Source organism: Paenibacillus algorifonticola, from assembly GCF_000971975.1.
Classification (GTDB): Bacteria; Bacillota; Bacilli; order Paenibacillales; family Paenibacillaceae; genus Pristimantibacillus; species Pristimantibacillus algorifonticola.
This window is the reverse complement of sequence record NZ_KQ040784.1, coordinates 79,375-98,986: the sequence shown is the minus strand read 5'-3', so window position 1 is coordinate 98,986 and position 19,612 is coordinate 79,375. Positions and strand designations below refer to the sequence as shown.

Below are 19,612 nucleotides of genomic sequence, written 5' to 3'. Positions count from 1 at the left end.
AACGGATCAGTCAGCACCTGCGTTAACTTTTGCTTCAATAGAGTTTACACAAAATTGTTGACAGACCCTCCAATCTTTCTCAATAACAGAAATCAACTCTGTCCATAATAGTTTCTCTATTAAATCATCAGTACTTAGTAGCTCAAGATGTTTCTTTCTTCTCTCATCTACTCGTTTTATTATTCTTTCATGAGGAGAAGGTTTCGTTTTATTTTGAAGTGCATCAAATCTTAAAAAATTTAATACAATACCTCTAAATCTTTTTTCGAGTATATTTCTTCTTCTACCAATAAGTGCGAGTTCATCTGCCCATTGCTCTATAAAAGCATGATCAGAAACTTCGGTTTTAAAGCGTATATCTAGAATTTCCGAATCATCTGTTTTTTCTTGAAATATTAATCCAAGGCCCTCTCTAACCATCGTTCCAGACAATTCATATTTACCATGTGTTATCTTCAATAATCCATACTTAAACATAATAGATAAATATGTTTTCGGCAACTCATCATAATTACTTTGATATGCCCTCTCACAATAAGTTTTAAGCTCAGGATAAACTCGAAAGAGATGTTGGATTGCAACTTGTGCAATAATAGCGCCTTCTGTTTGAACAAAATCATCTAGATGCATTCTAACCATGCCGATCTCTGGCTTAAACGGTCTAGATTGAATATCAATTCTACGATGCAAAAATGAACAAGCTTTTCTGACCCAATATGGAACGTCACAACAAGTGTTGGCAATAAGTTCAGCTGTCATCTCATCAAATTGTAGCCCCGCCACCCTAGAAAGAGATTTTATCATAGCAATTGTTGCACCTCTCGGAAGTGGGCTTAAGTAGTCTTCTGGAATAAATGCTAGAGCAGCATTCTCAATTCCATTTATTGATTCAACTCTAAACCATTTGCTAGAAACCCCACTCAACAATAATGAAAAGGGTCTATTAATTCTAGAGCATTCCTGGTAAATTACACGTAAATTTCTCCAAAATACATTGAAGTCATCGACCCAATGCTTTCCAGTAGGGCTTCCTGGTGTAATATAATCTATTTCATCAAAAACTATAATAACCGGAAGTTCGCTTGTCATTACGCTTGCAATTAATTGCCGCATACTTTCTTTTATATCATTTTTTGTTGATATAGGATCCAGCGAATAATATCTTTCAGGTATGGATTTTGCTTTATCTAGCGATGAAGCTATGGATAGCATAAGCTCCGAGGAGTTAAGAGACCATACTTCATCTCTTGAGCAATCGATAACAACGATAAAACATTCGTGATAATTTCTGCATGTCTCCACAACTCTATTTACTATTGAAGTTTTACCGATTTTTCTTATTCCTAAGGTCGCTTTAATCTGCCCATTTTGTAATTGACGTGATATATCCTGTGCTTCAGTTCTTCTCCCATAAAAATTATCATCATCAGAAACTGGACCAGTAATATCAAAGGGATCATATGAGAAGAGCTCTTTACAAAGGATATTTTCAAAAACATCAGGAGGTAGTGGGAATTTTTCTTCAGAATAATATATCGGAAGAATTGAAATTCCATTTTCTCTGCCCCACGTTTTAAGTTTGGTATTACCCGCTGGATCGGGGTGAACAACAATAACTATCGTAGGTTCGAGTCTACCACTAGAATCAGAAAGTAAAGTCTTAATGGTCTTTACAGTTCTGGCCTGCTGGGATCGAAAACTTGTAAATAGTATCAATATTTCTCTATCGACATTTAACAACGTAGCCATTCTGTTGGATGGCTTCCCATAAACTAAACCATAAATTGCGTTTCTTTCAGCATATATTTCATGGAAATCACGATTTGTCACCTCCAAAAGACCTTGAGCTCCTAATAAAAAGTGGTCAATCATATTTGTGATAGCTTGTTTCGGATTGAATACAGCCAAATTATATACCTCCTAAAATTTGTAATACTTATTATTCGACAATTATTCTTATTTTTCTTCTATTTTGTTTAGAACCTCAATTATTGCGTATAACGTCTTATTTACAAACATCGCAAATACCACTGGATAAAAATTCAATTCCTTCAAATTGACTATACCATGCCATTTGGCCTATGTATAGAAAATAGCGTCTTCTAACGCACACTTCGCCCGCAGGTTCCTACCGCAAACACGCTGACAAACACAAAAAAGAACCGCACATTAGTACGGTTCTCGACTCTTTAAATATGGCGCGCCCGATACGATTCGAACGTACGACCTGCAGTTTAGGAAACTGTCGCTCTATCCTGCTGAGCTACGGGCGCGCAGCATTGATTATTTTACCATGGAAGGCTGAATCAAGCAACATTGCCTACCTGCCTAATCCCTTGTTCAACCCATCCAGCTCAGAATTCAACATTCTGCTGCACCAATATCACAACGCTCATTAAATCCGCATCTTATTGCGCACAGTCAGCGCCGCGCCGGTCACGACGGCATCCTCTTTGAGCTGGCCTTTGGAAAACCTCGGCTCATAGGCGGGGGAATAGTAGGTGTTTTTCTTCGCGGTTTCTGTAGCGGTCTGAAAATACATCGGCTTAGAATTAATTAAAGCGCCGCCCAGAATAACAAGCTCCGGATGAAAAATATTAATCAAATTCGCCAGACCGACGCCGAAATAGACGGCGGACTGCTGGAACAGCTCCCGCACATACGGATCCTCCGCCGACAGGGCTTGCAGCAGCACTTCATAATTGAGCTGCTCGGGCGTGACGGAATACGCTTTGAGCAGCGAATCCTGCCCCATCTTCGCATGGGAGCGTGCCTGATGCTCCAGCGCCTGAATCGACGCGTACGCCTCCAGCGCACCGTAATTGCCTGCCGAAGACAGTCGAGGTCCATCGGTATGAATGATCATCTGCCCGATCGAGCCTTCCATATCCATCGTGCCGTGGACGATACGGCCGTACGACATCATCGCGGAGCGCAGGCTGACGCCGGCATGCACGTACAGCGCATGCTCGATGTCTTCATGACGCAGCGCCCAGCGTTCGCCGAGCAGCGCGGTGTTGGCACCATTTTCAAGAAACGCTGTGAATCCGGTTGCTTCCTCAAACATTTGGCAAATCGGCACCTGCGTCCAGCCTCGGGCGGCAAAATACAGCGGGTCCAAAATCATTCCGCTGCTCCGGTCAAGCGGTCCAACCGCCCCAATGCCAATGCCGAGAATTTGCTCCCGCTCGATCCGATGATCCCGAAGCAGCGTGCGCATCAGCTGCGACGCGTAGTCGACCAGCGCCTGCGGCGTCATCGCCTCATCCATCCGCCAGCGCACGAGTGATTTCTGATTCAGCTGCATATCGAATAAGCCTAGCGTCGAAGAGAAACGCGAAATTTCCAGTCCGAAAATGTACCGGTAATCCGCATGAATCTGGTATAAAATCGGCCGTCTGCCGCCACTGGAAGGACCAAGACCCGTCTCCTGAATCAGACCCTCCGTCACCAGCTCCTCCAGTACACGTGTGAGCGTACTGCTCGTCAGCTTGTGCCTGTCTAGCAGCTCCGCTTTCGACACGGTGCCCTGCTCGGCGATTTGTGTATAAATAAGCTCTTTATGAGAGGGAACGCTTCGCTGCGCTTTGTACATAACTAATCCCTGCTTACTATAGGTAGGATGAAAAAATGAAAGTGCCACTCTTCATTATATCGTAATTCAAGGACAGTCGCTATGTTCAAGTCCGTCTCGAACATTTTGTCAAAATGAAATAAACTTACTCTAAATCACTTATAATCCAGCCGATTGATTCCGATAAAATGAAGTTATAAGCCTTTTTTTCTTAAGTTAATCCCAAAATGAAATAAAGGTGGTACAATAGAGAGGTAGCATCACCCATCAATGGAGGGAACCTCATGGCAAATGAACAAAATAATCGGCTAGGCATGCTGCTGCAGCTGTTTTGGATATTTTTTAGAATTGGACCTACAACGTTTGGCGGCGGCTACGCGATGATGCCGATGATCGAGCGGGAGGCCGTGCAGAAGCGGCAGTGGCTGGATGAAAAAGAATGGATGCAGCTCATTTCGCTTGCAGGGTCCGCACCCGGCGGTGTAGGCGTCAATGCGGCAGCGATGGTTGGCTATCGGCAGGCGGGCGCCGCAGGGGCTATTATCGCCATCGTTGGCATCACGCTTCCTACGCTGCTGCTCGTTTTGCTGCTCGGCTTGTTCATGCGCGTTTTTGGTGATCATCCGAAGCTGGTAGCGGCACTTAAAGGGATACATGGAGCGGTCATTGCCTTAATGGTGATGGCAGCTTACCGCATGGCGCGGGCGGCGTTGTTTGATGTTGCGACGACGTTCGTAGCGGTTGTGACGCTTGCCGTGCTGCTGTTTACTACGATTAATCCGATTTACGTCGTCATGGCGGGTCTGCTTGGAGGCATCGTATTCACGAAGGGCAAGGAGCTGCTGGGGATGAAGGTGTTAACTGAGAAAGCTTCCGTCAGCAGAAACAGCAGCGAAATTGAATATTACATTTAGACGGGAAATGGAGAGGGGGACGGAATATGCTCGGAGAGCTGTTTATTGTTTTTTTGAAAATAGGCTGTGTCTCGTTTGGAGGGGGCTACGCGGTTATTCCGATTATTCAATACGAGGCTTTATCCCGAGGCTGGATGACGCAAGGTGAATTTCAGCAGGCCGTCTCCCTTGCCGGGATGGCGCCTGGCTCCATTGCAACAAATGCCGCGACGCTGATCGGTTATCAGTCCGCCGGCATCACGGGCGCGGTCATAGCGACTGCCGGCATGGTGCTGCCGTCGCTGGTGCTCGTGATTGTGCTGTCGGCGTTCATCCTCCGTCTCCAAAATAATAAATGGCTGTCGGCCTCCTTTTACGGCTTGAAGCCGATGATTACCGGCCTAATGGTCTATGCGGCCATTCATTTCGGCTATCCGAATGATGGATCGATCCTGAGCTGGTCGTTCGCTGGGATGCTGCTCATCGTTGCATGCAGTTTGTATTTGCTGCTGCGCTACAAGCTGCATCCGTTTATCATCATTGCCGGAGCAGGGGCGGCTGGTATTATTTTATTTTAGCGGGTGCTGTCGAAGGGGGCACAATGAAAAGGCTGTTCATCTTTCCTCTCCTATAGCCCTATACTTTAGCTTGGAACCTTATTAAGCCGCTTGTTTCGGGAGTGCTGCAAAGAGCAAACTCCCGAAACAAGCGGCTTTTGGCTTTCCTTCGGATCATGGATTCAACAGCATTCGAGGAGGACGATGTTCCATGTGGAACAAATTGTCGAACGCTAACGAGCCAGAATCAACTGGAGCATTGGACTTAATGCGGAAATTGAAGCGGCGCGCGCAGGCGAAGCGGGAGCAGGCTTTAGTGTCGTGACCCCCGAAGTGCGGAAGTTGTCTGTCGATTCCAAAAAAAGCGACAGTAGAAATGGAGAAGGCGCTTGGCGACATTCAGACGTTGATCAAAGGCATGGAGCGCGGAATTTCGCAAATTGTGGCCTCATCCGAGGAGCAGGCTTCCATGGTTAGCGCTTTTACGAGCGTTATCGAGCGTCTGCAGAACTCAAGCCAATCGATGAAGGACATTGCTGATCAGATGATTTCCTACAATTTTACGAAATAATGATTCGAGAACGAGAGATCCTGTTGAGATCAACGCTTTCAGCATCTTGGAAGCGAGGAAGGCCTTGCCCCATGACGATAACCGTCAAGCGGCAGGGCTTTTTTTCAAAACAAACATAGATAAAGGGTTCGCTTATAGGTGTACTTCTATGCTAATCGAAACGCATAAGGATGCCGTACGGATAGCCGCGGCTCTCCTGCTAATGTCAGCTTTCATTTACAAAAAAAGATTTATTACGACAAAATCGCGGTGGATAAATCGACATCGTTTGTCGGGAAAATAAAAAGGACTTTCCCAAATGAAGAAATGAACAGCAGCAACCATTCATGAATGTCATCTTTGCCAATATGTTGCTGATTTGGTTAATCATTAAAACTCAAAAATGGGTATTATGGACTACTATTTTGGAATCTAATCCTGATTTTGTCGAAAGTTGCCTGAAAATTATAGGTGATTGTCGACACGTTTTTACAAACAGCCCACCGGAATAAGCGTATAATAAAATAAAATTGCCACACGAGCGCTATATTTAAGGAGTGGGCCACGAAGCGAGCTATGGACAAAATAATTCTACTCGATCAATTGCAATCGCTAAGGCTAAAGCTCCATGAGATAGCCGAAGCACGAGGTAGTCTGACAGACCCTGACGTTCTTGCGATTAGCGAGGAGGCAGACCAACTAATCGTTGCACTTCAACAGATGCAGCGTGATGAGATGATTGGTTCTTCCATGCGTCGTAAAAACGACTAGTCAATTATATATTTTTTCGTCGCAGCTTCCTGAAGAACTGGGTAAGCATTGTGGCGCATTCTTGTTGCAATACGCCGCTAGTCAGTTCCGTTTCGTGGTTGAAACGCGGCTCCTGCAGCAAATTCATTAGCGTGCCTGCGCATCCTGCTTTGGGATCGCCGGTTCCATATACGACACGCTTTACTCTTGATTGGACGATAGCTCCAGCACACATTGGACAAGGCTCCAATGTTACATACAAGGTACAGTCGAGCAGCCGCCAAGCGTCCAGCTCCTTGCATGCATCGCGGATGGCGACCATTTCGGCGTGGGCAGTAGGATCATGCTGCGTTTCTCGAAGATTGTAGCCCCTCCCAATGATTTGATGATCCTTAACAACAATAGCTCCTATGGGAACCTCACCAATTTGCTCAGCTTTTCTGGCTTCCTCAATAGCCTGTTGCATCCAAAATTCGTCTTCCTGCTCTCGCAGCATGATGCAATCCCTCCTATAAATGTAAAATCAATTGCGTTTATTCAGCGAACAGATATTCTGTTGTTAACATGTGGTGGATAACATTGGGGATAACTTTATGGTTATGCACTTTTTTATACACAAAATATTCGACCGGTATGTGCATAAGTAGCGTATATTGTTCATAGAATGTGGATAAGTCGTTCGAATTTACGACGATAAAGGTGGTCTTCGTAGTGCCATTCAAACTCAAGCTCTGCTTACTAATTGCGATAGCATTCTTCTCCATGTTTGTTACCCTACTTATTGTGGACCAATATTCGATGTTTCGCAATATGCACAAAAATCTTGGCAGCATGCTGAGCAAAGCATCTGTACAGCTTTACGAAACGCTGTCTTTATCAGATAGCCAGCTGGCGGCGGGCATGCCTCCTGACGCAGAGACGGAGGAACAATTGCATAGGCTGATTGAAGGCTGGAAGCGATGGGACGCTCGCATTTTGGATATAACCATATTACAGCCGCATGATCATGAGGAGCAGGTTACGAGCATAGCTAGCTATGATGTTATTTATGGAGAGCAGAGCCATTACGATGCCGAGCTTGAACAGGAGCTGATTAATCAGACAGCCAGGGATCGCCTTTTTCGGGTCAATGAATTCGAAGAGGATGGGGTGGCTTATTTAAAGAGCTACTACAGCAATGAAAATATGAAGCCCGCCGTTATTCGCATCGTCTATAGCTATGAATACTTTCATGAACGGGCTGCATACAAGGTGAGGGATTGGTTGAAGTATGCCAGCATCTTTATGCTATTTATCCTATTTGGGAGCTATTTGCTGTCGGGCATGCTGCTCCGTCCGCTTAAATCGATTTTGTGGAAGGTCAATGAGGTGTCTCACGGCCGTTTTGATTCGTTCATTAAAGTGAGAAGCAGGGATGAATTTGGCTTGCTCGCTGTGAAAATAAACGCAATGTCGCAAAATCTCAGCATTTACATGGACAAGCTGCGCAAAGCCTTTGAAGAAAACCGCCGGATGAAAAATTATTTACAATCCTTCATTAATCATACGAGTGATGCGATCCATGTTGTCGATTTGCAGGGAATCATTATTCAAGTAAATCAAGCCTTTGAGCAGCTGTATGGGTATACAGCGGAAGAGGCGCTTGGTTGTTCGCTGGTGCTCACACCGGAAAGCCACCGGGGAGAAATGAAGCTGATCATTGCCTCGCTCCTTGCGGGCAAGGTGCTCCCTGCACAGGAGACGAAGCGTTTAACGAAATTGGGTGAAGTCATCCCCGTCAGTGTTACGATATCCCCGATTCGAGATAGTGCAGGCGAGGTGAAGGCGTTCGCGAGCATTACCCGCGACATGAGGAGCCGCAACAAGATGGAGGAGCTGCTGCGCCGCTCCGAGAAGCTGACGACGGTGGGTCAGCTTGCGGCTGGCGTTGCCCATGAAATTCGTAATCCGCTGACGACACTCCGAGGTTTTCTTCAGCTTCAACTGAAGAATCGTACGGGAAATGCCGAGCATACAAGCTTGATGCTGTCGGAGCTGGATCGCATTAACCTGATTGTCAGCGAATTTTTGATTTTGGCAAAACCACAGGCGACACAGTTTACCGTAAAGGATGTTAAACAGGTGCTGCGAGATGTGCTGCTGTTTCTGGACAGCGAGGCAAATTTACATAATGCGGAGTTTCTTACCGTTTTCACCGAAGAGCCCTGCCAGATTTCCTGTGAGGAAAATCAGCTCAAGCAAGTATTCATCAATGTGCTGAAAAATGCAATTGAAGCGATGCCGAGCGGAGGCCCGATTTACATACGCTTAAAACGAAACACCAGCCATATTACTATAGAAATAGCGGATGAAGGCATCGGCATTCCGGAGGAAATGATTCCGCAAATCGGCAGCCCATTCGTGACAGGCAAAGAGAGCGGTACCGGACTTGGCATGATGGTCAGCCAGCGCATTATCCAGAGCCATCATGGCATGATCGATATTCAAAGCCAAGTGAACGCCGGAACAACGGTGACTATTACGCTTCCTACTTTGAAAGACGAGGGCGACGGAGGTATACTAGTAGAAAAAGCAGGCGCTGCAGGTTTATATGGATAGCAGAATGAGCGGCATACTTGGATGAGGTGAGGGCAAGTGAGAATTAATAAATTTATTAGTGAAACCGGTTATTGCTCGCGTCGAGAAGCGGACAAGCTGGTAGAAGGCGGACGGGTGACGATCAATGGCAGCCCGGCACTTCTTGGCAGCCAAGCGGAGCACGGCGATGATGTGCGTATTGACGGCAACCGAATTGGAGAACATAAGGGCCATGTGTATATTGCTTTAAACAAGCCTGCGGGCATTACTTGTACGACCGAGCTGCATATTGAAGGCAACATCGTTGATTATGTGAGCCATCAAGAGCGGATTTTTCCCATTGGCAGACTTGATAAAGATTCCGAAGGGCTTATTCTCATGACGAATGACGGCGATGTCGTGAATCCGATTTTGCGCTCGGAGGGCAAGCATGAGAAGGAATATATCGTGACGGTGGATCGCCCGATCAGCGAATCGTTTGTCATTGGCATGTCGGAGGGCGTCAAAATTTTGGGCAGCATGACGCTACCCTGCAAAGTGACGCGCAGTGCGGAGCGCGTGTTCCGCATCGTATTGACAGAGGGTCGCAACCGCCAAATTCGCAGAATGTGCGAAGCCTTCGGCTACCATGTGCGGAAGCTTCAGCGTGTCCGCATTATGAACATTCAACTGGGCGAGCTGCCTATCGGCGAATGGCGCGACTTGACGGAGCTGGAGAAAGCGCAGCTGTTTGATTTGCTGGATTATACGCCAGCGTCGCCGTCATCTTCAGCACAAGCAGGCCCTAAATCAGAATCGAATTAGAAGCTGCTGTAAGAAGAAAATAAAATTTTTTTAGTGCTCAGATTTATATTTTGAAAATGGGCATATCATATAAAGCGAGGGTGGTTGAACTAGGATGCTTTACGATTTACAAGGTGAAGCAAATATGTCGCCAATTGTAGGCATGTTATATTCCGCTGTAAAAGAGAACAGCCAACGATTACAATTAATCACCGAGGGCATGTCTCAAGAAGAGGTAGATAACAAAGGACCTAATGGCAATTTGAATAGTACTGCTCAGTTAATCAAACATATCATGTATGTTGATCTGAACTGGGTTTACAGAATAAAGGGACAACCACTTCCGCAGTCATTGAAAGAACAATATGGCCCCATGATAGATGAAAATAATCGGCTTCCAATGGTCAAAGGAATACCCTTGAACACACTTATTTCTAACTATGTAGATATATTAAAAATGTTGAAAGATTCATGTACACAATTAACAGATGCTGATCTCGATAAAGTTGCCACATTTGGCCATGAAAATGAAAAGCAAGCAACCTTACGTTGGGGGTTATGGCATATGGCTGACCATAGCCGTTACCATCAAGCTCAAATTAACCAGCTTAGAAAGTGGTATAGTGAAAATGTTCTGTCTAAATAAAAGCTCTAGTGCGATAATCTTCATTGACAGCAAAAATAAGCCGTCACTTCCGATGCATGGGCACGGTAGTGACGGCTTTTCTGTTGCCAATCCGGTTATTTTTTTGGTTTGACTTTTAGCTCCTGCGCTTTCTCCAAATCTACATAGTTGCGGATAATGGATACTTCAACGCGGCGATTTTGCGCTCGGCCTTCCTCGGTGTCATTGCTGGCAAGCGGGCGATTTTCTCCGTAGCCGCTTGCGGTAAATCTGGTCGGTGAGAGCTGTTGGTTTTCAAGCAAAATGTCCATAAAACGTACAGCACGGGAGGTGCTTAAATCCCAGTTCGATCTGAAGAGATAGGTGTTAATCGGTTTGTTGTCCGTGTGTCCCGAGACGATAATTTCGTAGTCCGGATACTGCTGGAGCATCGTGCCAATGGATGTGGCCAGCTCGCGTGAATCTTCCTTCACTTCGGAGCTTCCAGATGCGAACAGTGCCTCGTCGCTAATGGTAATCATGAGCTGAGACTGGTTGAGCTTCGTCTCCAGGTCGGAGGTGAGACCATTTTTCTTAATATAGTCATCGATTTGCTTCTTAAGCTTCTCCAGATCCTCTTGTTCCTGCTTCATCAGCTCTTCACGGCGTTTCTGCGCATCGTCCTTCTCGTCATCACCAGCAGCCGGATTTTGTGTTGAATCGCTAGGCGACTGTTGTGGCGCGTCTTTCGAATCGCCCGTAGTGACCGCAGCCGGATCAGTAAGCAAGCCTGTACCGCCAGTGAAGGCAATATTAAACGCCTGGCTCATTTCCTGGAATTTTTTTACGTCTACCGAGTTCATTGAATACAATACGATAAACAGTGCCAGCAGCAGAGTGAGCAAGTCGGCATAAGGAATGAGCCAGGATTCGTCAACATGCTCCTCATGTTCTTCGTGCTTATGCTTTTTGCTCAACGGCCCCTTCCTCCTTCTCCCTCATCTTCTCACGCTCAGTCGGAGTCAGGAATACCGACAGCTTTTGGCTAATTGCGATGGTGGATACGCCGGATTGGATAGAGAGCAAGCCTTCTACCATCATCAGACGGATTTGAACCTCAGCTTTCGACATTCGTTTCAGTTTGTTGGCGAATGGATGCCATAATACGTAACCTGTGAAAATACCAAGCAGCGTCGCGATAAACGCACCAGCGATGGCGTGGGACAGCTTCTCAATGTCACTCATATCCGACAAAGCGGCAATCAGACCAACCACGGCACCGAGTACGCCGAGTGTAGGCGCATATGTACCCGCTTGGGTGAAAATAAGCGCGCCGACTTTATGGCGGTCCTCTGTAGCTGCAATATCCTCAAGCAGAACGTCACGAACGAACTCCTGGTCGTTGCCGTCAATAATCATCCTCATGCCGTTACGCAGGAAATTATCTTCGATTTCATCTACTTTAGCTTCAAGAGCGAGCAGGCCTTCGCGGCGTGTAATGCCGGCCCATTCCATAAATTGAGTAATGAGTTGTTCGCGTGAAGTTAAGTTCTGTGCGCCAAATACCATTTTAAACAGCTTGCCGACTTTTTGTAGCTCTGACATGGGGAAAGCGATCATAACAGCTGCGACGGTACCTAAGATGATAATCATATAGGCAGCAGGATTCAAGAGACTGGAAATCGGAGCTCCCTTTACCACCATCCCGCCAAAGATACCTATAATAGCTAGAACAATACCGATAATAGTTGAATTTTTCATTATACACCCCGTCCAATACAATTTCGAAAGTTCTCTATCTTTATTATCGACAGAAGGGGTCAAGGAGATTAGACCTGAAAGGGATTTAAACAGAAAGGCATTAAAATTTGTGAAAATGCGGTAAAATGAATAGTAAACCAGTGGAAGGTGGAACTTTATTATGGGCGTAAAGCATGCAAGGGAATATGCGGATATATTGAAGGAACTTACAACGGCGGTCAGCGCGATTGAGGGCAGCTACTCCTTTTTTGAAATGGAGAAGGAAGAGTGGGAGGCGCTAGGGGAAGAAGAGAAGCACGAGGTGATGGAGGCGTTGGCCGACGATGTGTTTTTCGGGCTGGGCGAGCAGTCGATAATCGAGGTGGGCTTAGGCAAAGTCTCCTATCACGCGAAGCATCATGTCATTGAGGTAGCGCAGGGCGATAATGTCACGCATATGGTACGATTGATTTAAACCATAGGGCATGCAGGGCGCTCAAACCCCGGTCATCTGGGGAAAAATCGGGCTTTGCGAACGCTGTCGCTTCTTTACAACGTATGTCGATTCCGCTACAATAGGGTCTAACTTTATCAATGGAAGAATATATGACATCGTTTTTATGTAGAGGAGCACGCGATGAAGGACCGACAAACGATGCGAAAGATGCCGGAATCGCTGGGCCTTACGGGTGAGCAGCTGGCTGCCTTCTATCAGCCTATCTTGGCGATGGACACCAGAACAATTATGGGGTATGAGGTGCTGGGCAGAGCCTGTGCAGGCGAGCGCGTGCGCAGCTTGGGTCCGTTTTTTGGAGATGCCTCCATTTCGGTAGAGGATCATATTGCCGTCGATCGGATTTTGCGGGAGCAGGCGATGCGCAAGCTGGGTGCAGAAAATACCGAATCGCTGCTGTTTATTAATTTAAAGCCGAACTGGATTCATCGCTACCGGCAATCCGGCGAGCTGTTTACGCTGCAGCTGATCGATAAATACCGGATTGATCCGCGCCGCATCGTCATCGAAATTACCGAGGAAAGCTTTAATGGCCCGATGGATGAGCTGCGCTCCATTGTGGATCTGTACCGTTCGAGAGGCTGCCTCATTGCGATTGATGATGTAGGAAGCGGATTCAGCAGTACGGATCGTATCGCCCATATCCAGCCGAATATACTGAAAATCGATATTCATATGATCAAAAAGAGCGCAACGCACAATGGCTATCTAGGCGCCCTTCGCTCCTTCTCCGCGCTAGCCGAGCAGATCGGTGCGTCGCTGCTAGCTGAAGGAGTGGAGACGCGCCAGGATTTGGTGCGTGCGATTGAAGCGGGTGCCCGCTATGTGCAGGGCTTCTTCTTCTCCAAGGCAGAGCCGGAATTTCAGCGGGCGGATCGTTTCGCCTCATCGCTGGAAGCTGAGCTTGCGGAATATGTCCGGCAGCGCTTGCGCTCCGAGACGAATTGGCAGAAGGAAGCGGCGCAGCTTGCTGCGCGCATCGATAAGGGGCGGGCTTGCGGGCAAGAGGGCGAACCAGGGGAAGGCAATGGATGGATTGCCGGACTGCTGGAGGAACTGCCGCCGAGCTGCATTCGCATTTATTTGTGCCGGGAAGACGGCATTCAGTTATCCGCCAACTATTGCAGGGTGGAGGCTGGCGAATGGGAACGGCAGGATGAGTATTATGGGGCGAATTGGAGCTGGCGCCCTTACTTCATTCCTACCATTGCGCAGTTGAGCGAGACGCAGCGCACCCTTGTGTCGCGTGCCTACGTCGATCTGGATACATGTGACTGGATTCGGACCGTATCGGTCCTTGCAGGTCCCGGCCTTATTTTATTTGCAGATATGAAGGATTATGAACAGCAGACGGACCGGCAACGCGAGGACGCTGCTTGCAGAACCACGACAGGATGAAAAATCCGGCGTCGTGGTTCTTTTGTTAAAATATAGGAAAGGATATGATGGTTCCATCCCTTCTCTATATTTCTCGGACTGAAACGCGCCGAGCCGCCAGAGGACGGCGACAGCCGTTTACGCTTGAAATATAGGAAAGTATATGATTTTTCTATCCTTTCTCCATATTTCTCCGCGAAACGACAGCTTTGCCGCCAGAGGACGGCGACAGCCGTTTACGCTTGGGTGGGAGCATATGCCATGATAAAGGTGGGGGCGATGAGAAATGTATCATGATTTCAAGCTCATAGAAGGCCGTCCAGTATCGATTCAAGTGAAAGATTATATGAAGCGTTTAATGATAAAAGGTGCGCTGCAGCCGCACCAGAAGCTGCCGTCGACACGTGAGCTGGGCGTATTGCTCGGTGTGAGCCGCAATACGGTCATTGCCGCTTATGCGGAGCTGGCGGATGAGGGCCGCGTGTATGCCTTGCAAGGCAAAGGCAATTATGTGTCAGAGGATTCGGCGGGCAGCGCCGCCCCGTCGTCCTTGTCCTGGCAATTGCCGTGGAAGGAGCGTCTGAGCAGGCAGGCTTTGCTTGCGGAGGAGCTGGACTTGATGAAGCGCGGCATTCGCGCAGGCAAGGATACGATTTCTTTTACGAGCATTGCCCCGGATGAGAAGCTGTTTGATTTGGATCATGTGAAGCAGGCGTTTCTGGGCCGTATGTCAGTGGAAGGCCATGTGCTGCTGAACTATGGCTACGCCAAAGGCTATAAGCCGCTGATCCAGTATTTGATGACATATATGGAGAACAAAGGCGTGGATGTGCAAGGCAAGGATATGCTCATTACTGCCGGCTTTACAGAAGGATTCGACCTTGTGCTCGCAGCACTTCAGCAAAAGCACGGCGCAGTCATCTGTGAAAATCCGACCCATCATACCGCGATTAAAAATCTCAAGCTGCACGGCTTTGACATTAAGGGCGTTACGATGGAGCCGGATGGCATCCATTTGGGAGAGCTTGAACGGGCTTTGGAGGAGCGGCCCTACGACTGTGCCTATTTTGTCCCCTCCTACCACAATCCGACAGGCATTGTGATGTCGATGGAGAAACGGCTGGCGCTGATGCAGCTCATGAGCCGTTATGAAATTCCCGTCATTGAAGACGGATTTAATGAGGAGCTGCGCTACTCCGGAGCGCATGTGCCGCCGCTCATCGCTTCGGCGGGCAGCGGCAACAGCGTCATTTATATTGGAAGCTTCTCAAAGGTGCTGTTTCCCGGCCTGCGAGTCGGGTGGGTGCTTGCAGACCGCGAGCTGATTGATTATTTGGAAAGCATGAAGCGGGCCCGCAACATTCATACCTCGACGCTTGACCAATCGCTGCTTTATCAATATTTGCATAATGGCAATCTGCATAAATATTTGAAGCGGGCGCGGGCGGAATACAAGCGGAAATACGAGCTGACGCTGCAAACCTGCAAAGCCTTTGTTCCTTATAAGACGCTGTCGGGCGATGGCGGGCTGCATCTGTTTGTGACGTTTCGGGAAGCGTGCAGCGTGCGGGAGCTTCTGGAGGCGTGCACACGGCAAGGCGTTATTTTCACCTTGGGCCATCATTTCTTTACGGATGGACGGGGGAGCAATACGCTGCGATTAGGATTTTCCCGTGTGGCGGATGAGGATATTGTGCGCGGTATTCGGATTATTGGTGATACGGCCAAGCAGCTGTGGGGCCTCGAATAAGGATTAGAGCGACACTTATACATTTTAATATTTTGAAAAGGGGATGCAGGCATAATGGTGCAGTATAACGTTTCACCGCTCGTAAAGAGCTTGCCCGCTTCGGGCATTCGCAAGTTTTTCGATATGGCCGGGCAGGATGAAAATATGATTTCGCTGGGCGTGGGCGAACCGGATTTTGCAACACCGGAGCGTGTGCGTGCCGCGTGCATACGAGCGCTGGAAAGTGGTCAGACGATGTACACGCCGAATGCCGGACTAATGGAACTGCGCGAGGAAATCGCTAATTATTTGGCGAGCAGCTTTCAATTGAATTACGCGCCGAAGGATGAGGTACTGGTGACGGTGGGCAGCAGCGAAGCGATTGATCTGGCGATGCGCACACTGATTTGTCCGGGCGATGAGGTGCTGATTCCGGTTCCAAGCTACATCGCCTATTCGCCCATTGTGGCGCTGCAAGGCGGCAGTATTGTAGACGTTGAGACGCACGAGCAGGAGCAATTTAAGCTGATGGCACGATCGCTGCGGGCAAAAATCACCCCGCGCTCCAAGGTGCTGCTGATCAATTATCCGAACAATCCGACGGGAGCGGTCATGTCCTATGAGGATTTGCTCCCAATTGCCGAGCTGGTTAAGGAGCATAATCTGATTGTCGTATCCGATGAGGTTTATGCGGAGCTGACTTATGAAAGCCAGCATGTAAGCATCGCATCACTGCCTGGCATGCAGGAGCGGACGATCGTCATCAACGGCTTCTCGAAAGCTTTTGCCATGACAGGCTGGCGCATTGGTTATGCTTGCGGCCCTATAGAAATTATTTCGCAAATGCTGAAAATCCATCAATACACGGCGATGTGCGCGCCTATTATGGGGCAGATTGCCGCTCTGGAATCGCTGCGCAGTGGACTGGCAGACAAGGATCTAATGAAGGAGGCTTACAAGCAGCGCAGGGCGATGTTCGTAAGCGGCTTGCAGAAGCTGGGGCTTTCCTGCCATATGCCGGAAGGGGCGTTTTATGCTTTTCCATCCATCGCACATACGGGGCTGAGCTCGGAGCAGTTCGCCTTCCGGCTCATGCAGGAAGCGGGCGTTGCTGTCGTGCCCGGGCATGTTTTTGGCCCGGGCGGTGAAGGGCGGATCCGCTGCTCCTATTCGGTATCGCCAGCGAAGCTGTCTGAAGCTTTGGAGCGAATGGGCTGTTATATGAGCCAGACCAGGCAGGCTGAACAGTTACAGCAGTTGGAGCGGATCGGCGGTTGAAGCGGATGGGAAGAGAAAGCGTTAGCCTTCTTTCCCTCCTTCGTAAACCATGCAATGAAATTCTGCTGCGCCTTGCGGTGTCGGGCGGATATACGTGTCGGTAATGCGGAAGCCTGCCTTCTCGTATACGCGAATAGCGCGTGCATTCCAGGTCAGCACCTCCAAATCCAGCTCGCTGTGTGGGGCACGTCGGCGAGCCTCCTCTACCAGCAGCGCAACAAAGGCGGTGCCTGAGCCCCTGCTGCAAAGCTGTGGATGCAGGCCGAGGCCAAGCCGCAGCACCTCATCTCCCAGCGGGAAAAACTGCGCAAAGCCCACCAGCTCACCCTGATTGCTGACAATAGCGGCATATTGCTTCTGGCGAAGCTCGGGATCACCGAACTCCATTTCGACATTCTCCATGACCTCCCATGCAGGCCACTGGTAGATGCCGTAAGGCGGTTCGTACTGCCAATCGCACAGCTGGCGGGCATGGGAAGTCTCCATTGCGACAACCTTCCAGCCAAATGGCGGCTGGACGCCGTCAGGACTAGCACTTGCTTTTGACATGATTACACAATCTCCTTATAAACATAGCGTTTGAACGCAGGTCTTTGCGGTGAATATATACATACATGGAAACGAGCCCCTTGTGTCCGTGCCAGAAAACAGCAAAGCCGCAAGCTATTTGTCCGAAGACAAATAACTGCGGCTTTGCTGTTTGAGACAGCAGCTTTTCGTTATGTAAGCGAAAAAAGCGTGGCCTGGCTCTATTGCTCGCTTGCGTACTTGTCGTAAGCGTCTTGGCTCATAATGCGTGTAGCTGTCACGTAACGATCAGCATAATAAGACTCGCTAAGTTTGCTAATGATAACGCCTCTGCTCGAGGAAGCATGTGCAAACTTTCCATCGCCTACATAAATACCAACGTGGGAGATGCCTTTGCCATTCGTGTTGAAGAATACGAGATCGCCAGCGATCAGGTCACTCTTCTTCACTTCACTGCCGTCGTTCGATTGGGCTTGGGACGTACGGGAAAGATCGATGCCCATTTTTTCGAAAACATACTTCGTAAAACCGGAGCAGTCGAAGCCTTTCGTAGTCGTTCCGCCGCTTTGGTACGGTGTGCCGATCAGATCAGCAATAACACCATCCATTTTCGAACTCGCGAACACGCTGCCTGCTTGGAAAGCAAGCATTAATACAAGACCAACGAGTAGTGCAGTAACCTTCTTCAAAATTTGAAACTCCTTCCGGTGCCGACGAGGTTAGCTGTGGGGTTCGGTTGTGAAGGTTCCCTATGATTTCCAAGACACTTGAATCAAGCTGTCCAAGCATCGAAATCAATTCACCCAAAGTGGTTCCCCCGTATTCCTATACCTTTGCGGTATAAGAAATTAGGCTGGTTTAATTTTGCTCTGCGCTAATAATTCGTTTTTTTCATGTGATTTCCTCCTATATGAATGGATTTCTAATAATTCTCATGTAACCTTTTGGCTCAATTTTGCGTTAAAACAGGTTTCTTGCCTAATAAATGTTCGTTCTATCGCCGTTCACGAGCAAAAAAACATTTTGTCAGTTTATATGAAAAATAGGCGGCCAATATGCTATGAATCGTACATATAGGTAAGAATTATAGCGTAAAATGAAGATTTAGAGAGTTTGGTCAGAATCATCCTCTGGATTGGAAAATAAATGGAAGCGTTGTCCGCGGGTGCCGGATAACCGCAAAAAGCCGATTGCGACCAAAAGGTCGCAATCGGCTTTTTTATGAGAAGGACTTTAGAAAAATGAGAATACTAAATGAGAATTAGGTCGGGATGTCCTCATTTTCCTAAGCATAATTTCCTAATTATGGGTATTTAAAGTCGCATAAAAGGGTCTCAGCTCTGCTTCGATTGCAGGCAATCGTATTGTGCAGCGAGCGTCCATACCTTTAACAAGGTACGCAGCAGATGATAGGCTTGATGCATAATGAGCGCCAGCATTCCTGCCCAAACATAGGAAAGCCCGGACACAGAGAGCGAAGCGGTGACAGCCAGCAGCCACATCAGCACAGAGAGGCCGGCATAAGGGAGAAGATTTCGGAGCGCATAGCCGAGCGAGCGCAAGGAGCCGGTGCCCGAGGCGGCGCCGAACTGCATGGCGAGCAGCAGCAGGTGAACGAGGAAGCTCCACAGCAGCCAGCCGCCAAAGCCTGGCAGCGTGCTTTGCAGCAGTTCGCTCAGTGAATGGCCCTCCATAAGCAGCTTGAAGGCGCGAGGCAGCAGAAACCAGCCGGGCGCGAGAATAAGCAGCGTGCGCAGCCAATAGAGCAGCGTCACGGGCTTCCAAGCTTTGCGAATGCCTTGAAGAAACTGTGTTCCGCCTGTTTCACCCGTGTGATGCAGCGAATAGAGCAGCCCCGCATTGAATAGCGGCGTCAGCAGCATGCGGGCAGCGAATAAGCCGCCCAGCAGCCATAGATAAGGGTTGATCAGATCCGTTTTCGTCAATTGAAACTGGGCCTCGCTGAGAAACAGCGAAACAGCCGAGTCCGACGGATGCTGGAGGGGAAAGCGCCGCAGCAGCGGCAGTATAGTCATATCAATAAAACGGTAAAGGAAAAATCCCCATAATAGCTGGTACAGGAACAACAGAATGACGATATAGAAATGGCGGATGGCGAGCCGCCAGCCTTGCTTCATATGCTGCTTCATTTTTTAAC

The 19,612-nt window shown here is 48.2% G+C and carries 19 protein-coding genes, 1 tRNA gene and 1 riboswitch; of the genes, 11 read left to right on the top strand and 9 right to left on the bottom strand.

The genetic code is table 11. The features are described from left to right. Positions 1–6 precede the first annotated feature (6 nt). The 3 genes from WH37_RS05785 to WH37_RS05775 all read right to left on the bottom strand — a co-directional run bounded on the left by WH37_RS05785 (position 7) and on the right by WH37_RS05775 (position 3,595). Entirely contained in the window at positions 7–1,908 is a 1,902-nt protein-coding gene (locus tag WH37_RS05785) for an ATP-binding protein (RefSeq protein WP_046229622.1), read from the bottom strand. 288 nt (positions 1,909–2,196) lie between these two features. Next, a tRNA-Arg gene (locus WH37_RS05780) sits at positions 2,197–2,273 on the bottom strand. A 122-nt stretch (positions 2,274–2,395) separates the two neighbouring features. Continuing rightward, positions 2,396–3,595: an ROK family transcriptional regulator gene (locus tag WH37_RS05775; RefSeq protein ID WP_046229621.1), complete on the bottom strand. Its 1,200-nt coding sequence runs from the start codon at positions 3,593–3,595 to the stop codon at positions 2,396–2,398. 263 nt (positions 3,596–3,858) lie between these two features. On the opposite strand from WH37_RS05775, the gene WH37_RS05770 reads away from it, so the two are divergent. From WH37_RS05770 to WH37_RS05755, 4 genes are all read left to right on the top strand, one after another. Further along, the gene (locus WH37_RS05770; RefSeq protein WP_046229620.1) at positions 3,859–4,488 is read left to right on the top strand and encodes a chromate transporter; all 630 of its coding nucleotides are present in this window, start codon (positions 3,859–3,861) and stop codon (positions 4,486–4,488) included. Positions 4,489–4,514: 26 nt separating this feature from the next. Beyond that, positions 4,515–5,045, top strand: coding sequence for a chromate transporter (locus WH37_RS05765; RefSeq protein WP_046229619.1), 531 nt, complete (start codon positions 4,515–4,517; stop codon positions 5,043–5,045). Positions 5,046–5,300: 255 nt separating this feature from the next. After that, the gene (locus WH37_RS37340) at positions 5,301–5,501 is read left to right on the top strand and encodes a methyl-accepting chemotaxis protein (RefSeq protein WP_280522244.1); all 201 of its coding nucleotides are present in this window, start codon (positions 5,301–5,303) and stop codon (positions 5,499–5,501) included. 649 nt (positions 5,502–6,150) lie between these two features. Then, positions 6,151–6,345 (top strand): aspartyl-phosphate phosphatase Spo0E family protein, encoded by a 195-nt coding sequence (locus WH37_RS05755; RefSeq protein ID WP_046229618.1) that lies wholly within the window; start codon positions 6,151–6,153, stop codon positions 6,343–6,345. Between the two features lie 4 nt (positions 6,346–6,349). Here WH37_RS05755 and tadA read toward each other — a convergent pair whose 3' ends face one another. Further along, positions 6,350–6,820, bottom strand: a complete 471-nt coding sequence (gene tadA, locus WH37_RS05750; protein ID WP_046229617.1) for a tRNA adenosine(34) deaminase TadA — start codon at positions 6,818–6,820, stop codon at positions 6,350–6,352. Positions 6,821–7,035: 215 nt separating this feature from the next. Between tadA and WH37_RS05745 the strand changes: the two genes are divergently transcribed. The 3 genes from WH37_RS05745 to WH37_RS05735 all read left to right on the top strand — a co-directional run bounded on the left by WH37_RS05745 (position 7,036) and on the right by WH37_RS05735 (position 10,330). Further along, positions 7,036–8,922, top strand: a complete 1,887-nt coding sequence (locus WH37_RS05745) for an ATP-binding protein (protein ID WP_052736831.1) — start codon at positions 7,036–7,038, stop codon at positions 8,920–8,922. Between the two features lie 36 nt (positions 8,923–8,958). After that, positions 8,959–9,705, top strand: a complete 747-nt coding sequence (gene rluF, locus WH37_RS05740; RefSeq protein ID WP_046229616.1) for a 23S rRNA pseudouridine(2604) synthase RluF — start codon at positions 8,959–8,961, stop codon at positions 9,703–9,705. Positions 9,706–9,799: 94 nt separating this feature from the next. Further along, complete coding sequence (locus WH37_RS05735) at positions 9,800–10,330, top strand: DinB family protein (RefSeq protein WP_046229615.1); 531 nt, start codon at positions 9,800–9,802, stop codon at positions 10,328–10,330. A 95-nt stretch (positions 10,331–10,425) separates the two neighbouring features. Here the strand turns inward: WH37_RS05735 and motB are convergent, their stop codons facing one another. Continuing rightward, entirely contained in the window at positions 10,426–11,265 is an 840-nt protein-coding gene (motB, locus tag WH37_RS05730) for a flagellar motor protein MotB (RefSeq protein ID WP_046229614.1), read from the bottom strand. Continuing rightward, positions 11,249–12,049, bottom strand: a complete 801-nt coding sequence (gene motA / locus WH37_RS05725) for a flagellar motor stator protein MotA (RefSeq protein ID WP_046229613.1) — start codon at positions 12,047–12,049, stop codon at positions 11,249–11,251. Before motA ends, motB begins: the two co-directional genes overlap by 17 nt. A gap of 160 nt (positions 12,050–12,209) precedes the next feature. Between motA and WH37_RS05720 the strand changes: the two genes are divergently transcribed. From WH37_RS05720 to WH37_RS05705, 4 genes are all read left to right on the top strand, one after another. Next, on the top strand, positions 12,210–12,503 hold the full coding sequence (locus WH37_RS05720; RefSeq protein WP_046229612.1) for a hypothetical protein: 294 nt from the start codon (positions 12,210–12,212) through the stop codon (positions 12,501–12,503). Positions 12,504–12,665: 162 nt separating this feature from the next. Next, the gene (locus tag WH37_RS05715; RefSeq protein ID WP_082110670.1) at positions 12,666–13,940 is read left to right on the top strand and encodes an EAL domain-containing protein; all 1,275 of its coding nucleotides are present in this window, start codon (positions 12,666–12,668) and stop codon (positions 13,938–13,940) included. 265 nt (positions 13,941–14,205) lie between these two features. After that, the gene (locus WH37_RS05710; RefSeq protein ID WP_046229611.1) at positions 14,206–15,669 is read left to right on the top strand and encodes an aminotransferase-like domain-containing protein; all 1,464 of its coding nucleotides are present in this window, start codon (positions 14,206–14,208) and stop codon (positions 15,667–15,669) included. Positions 15,670–15,723: 54 nt separating this feature from the next. Further along, the gene (locus tag WH37_RS05705) at positions 15,724–16,926 is read left to right on the top strand and encodes an aminotransferase class I/II-fold pyridoxal phosphate-dependent enzyme (protein ID WP_046229610.1); all 1,203 of its coding nucleotides are present in this window, start codon (positions 15,724–15,726) and stop codon (positions 16,924–16,926) included. A 21-nt stretch (positions 16,927–16,947) separates the two neighbouring features. Here WH37_RS05705 and WH37_RS05700 read toward each other — a convergent pair whose 3' ends face one another. The 3 genes from WH37_RS05700 to WH37_RS05690 form a co-directional block, all read right to left on the bottom strand. Further along, a complete protein-coding gene (locus WH37_RS05700) occupies positions 16,948–17,475 on the bottom strand; it encodes a GNAT family N-acetyltransferase (protein ID WP_046229609.1) in 528 nt (175 codons plus the stop codon). Positions 17,476–17,675: 200 nt separating this feature from the next. Then, on the bottom strand, positions 17,676–18,146 hold the full coding sequence (locus tag WH37_RS05695) for a C40 family peptidase (protein ID WP_046229608.1): 471 nt from the start codon (positions 18,144–18,146) through the stop codon (positions 17,676–17,678). 1 nt (position 18,147) lies between these two features. Then, positions 18,148–18,319: riboswitch (cyclic di-AMP (ydaO/yuaA leader) on the bottom strand. A gap of 469 nt (positions 18,320–18,788) precedes the next feature. After that, a complete protein-coding gene (locus WH37_RS05690) occupies positions 18,789–19,604 on the bottom strand; it encodes a hypothetical protein (RefSeq protein ID WP_046229607.1) in 816 nt (271 codons plus the stop codon). Between the last annotated feature and the right edge of the window lie 8 nt (positions 19,605–19,612).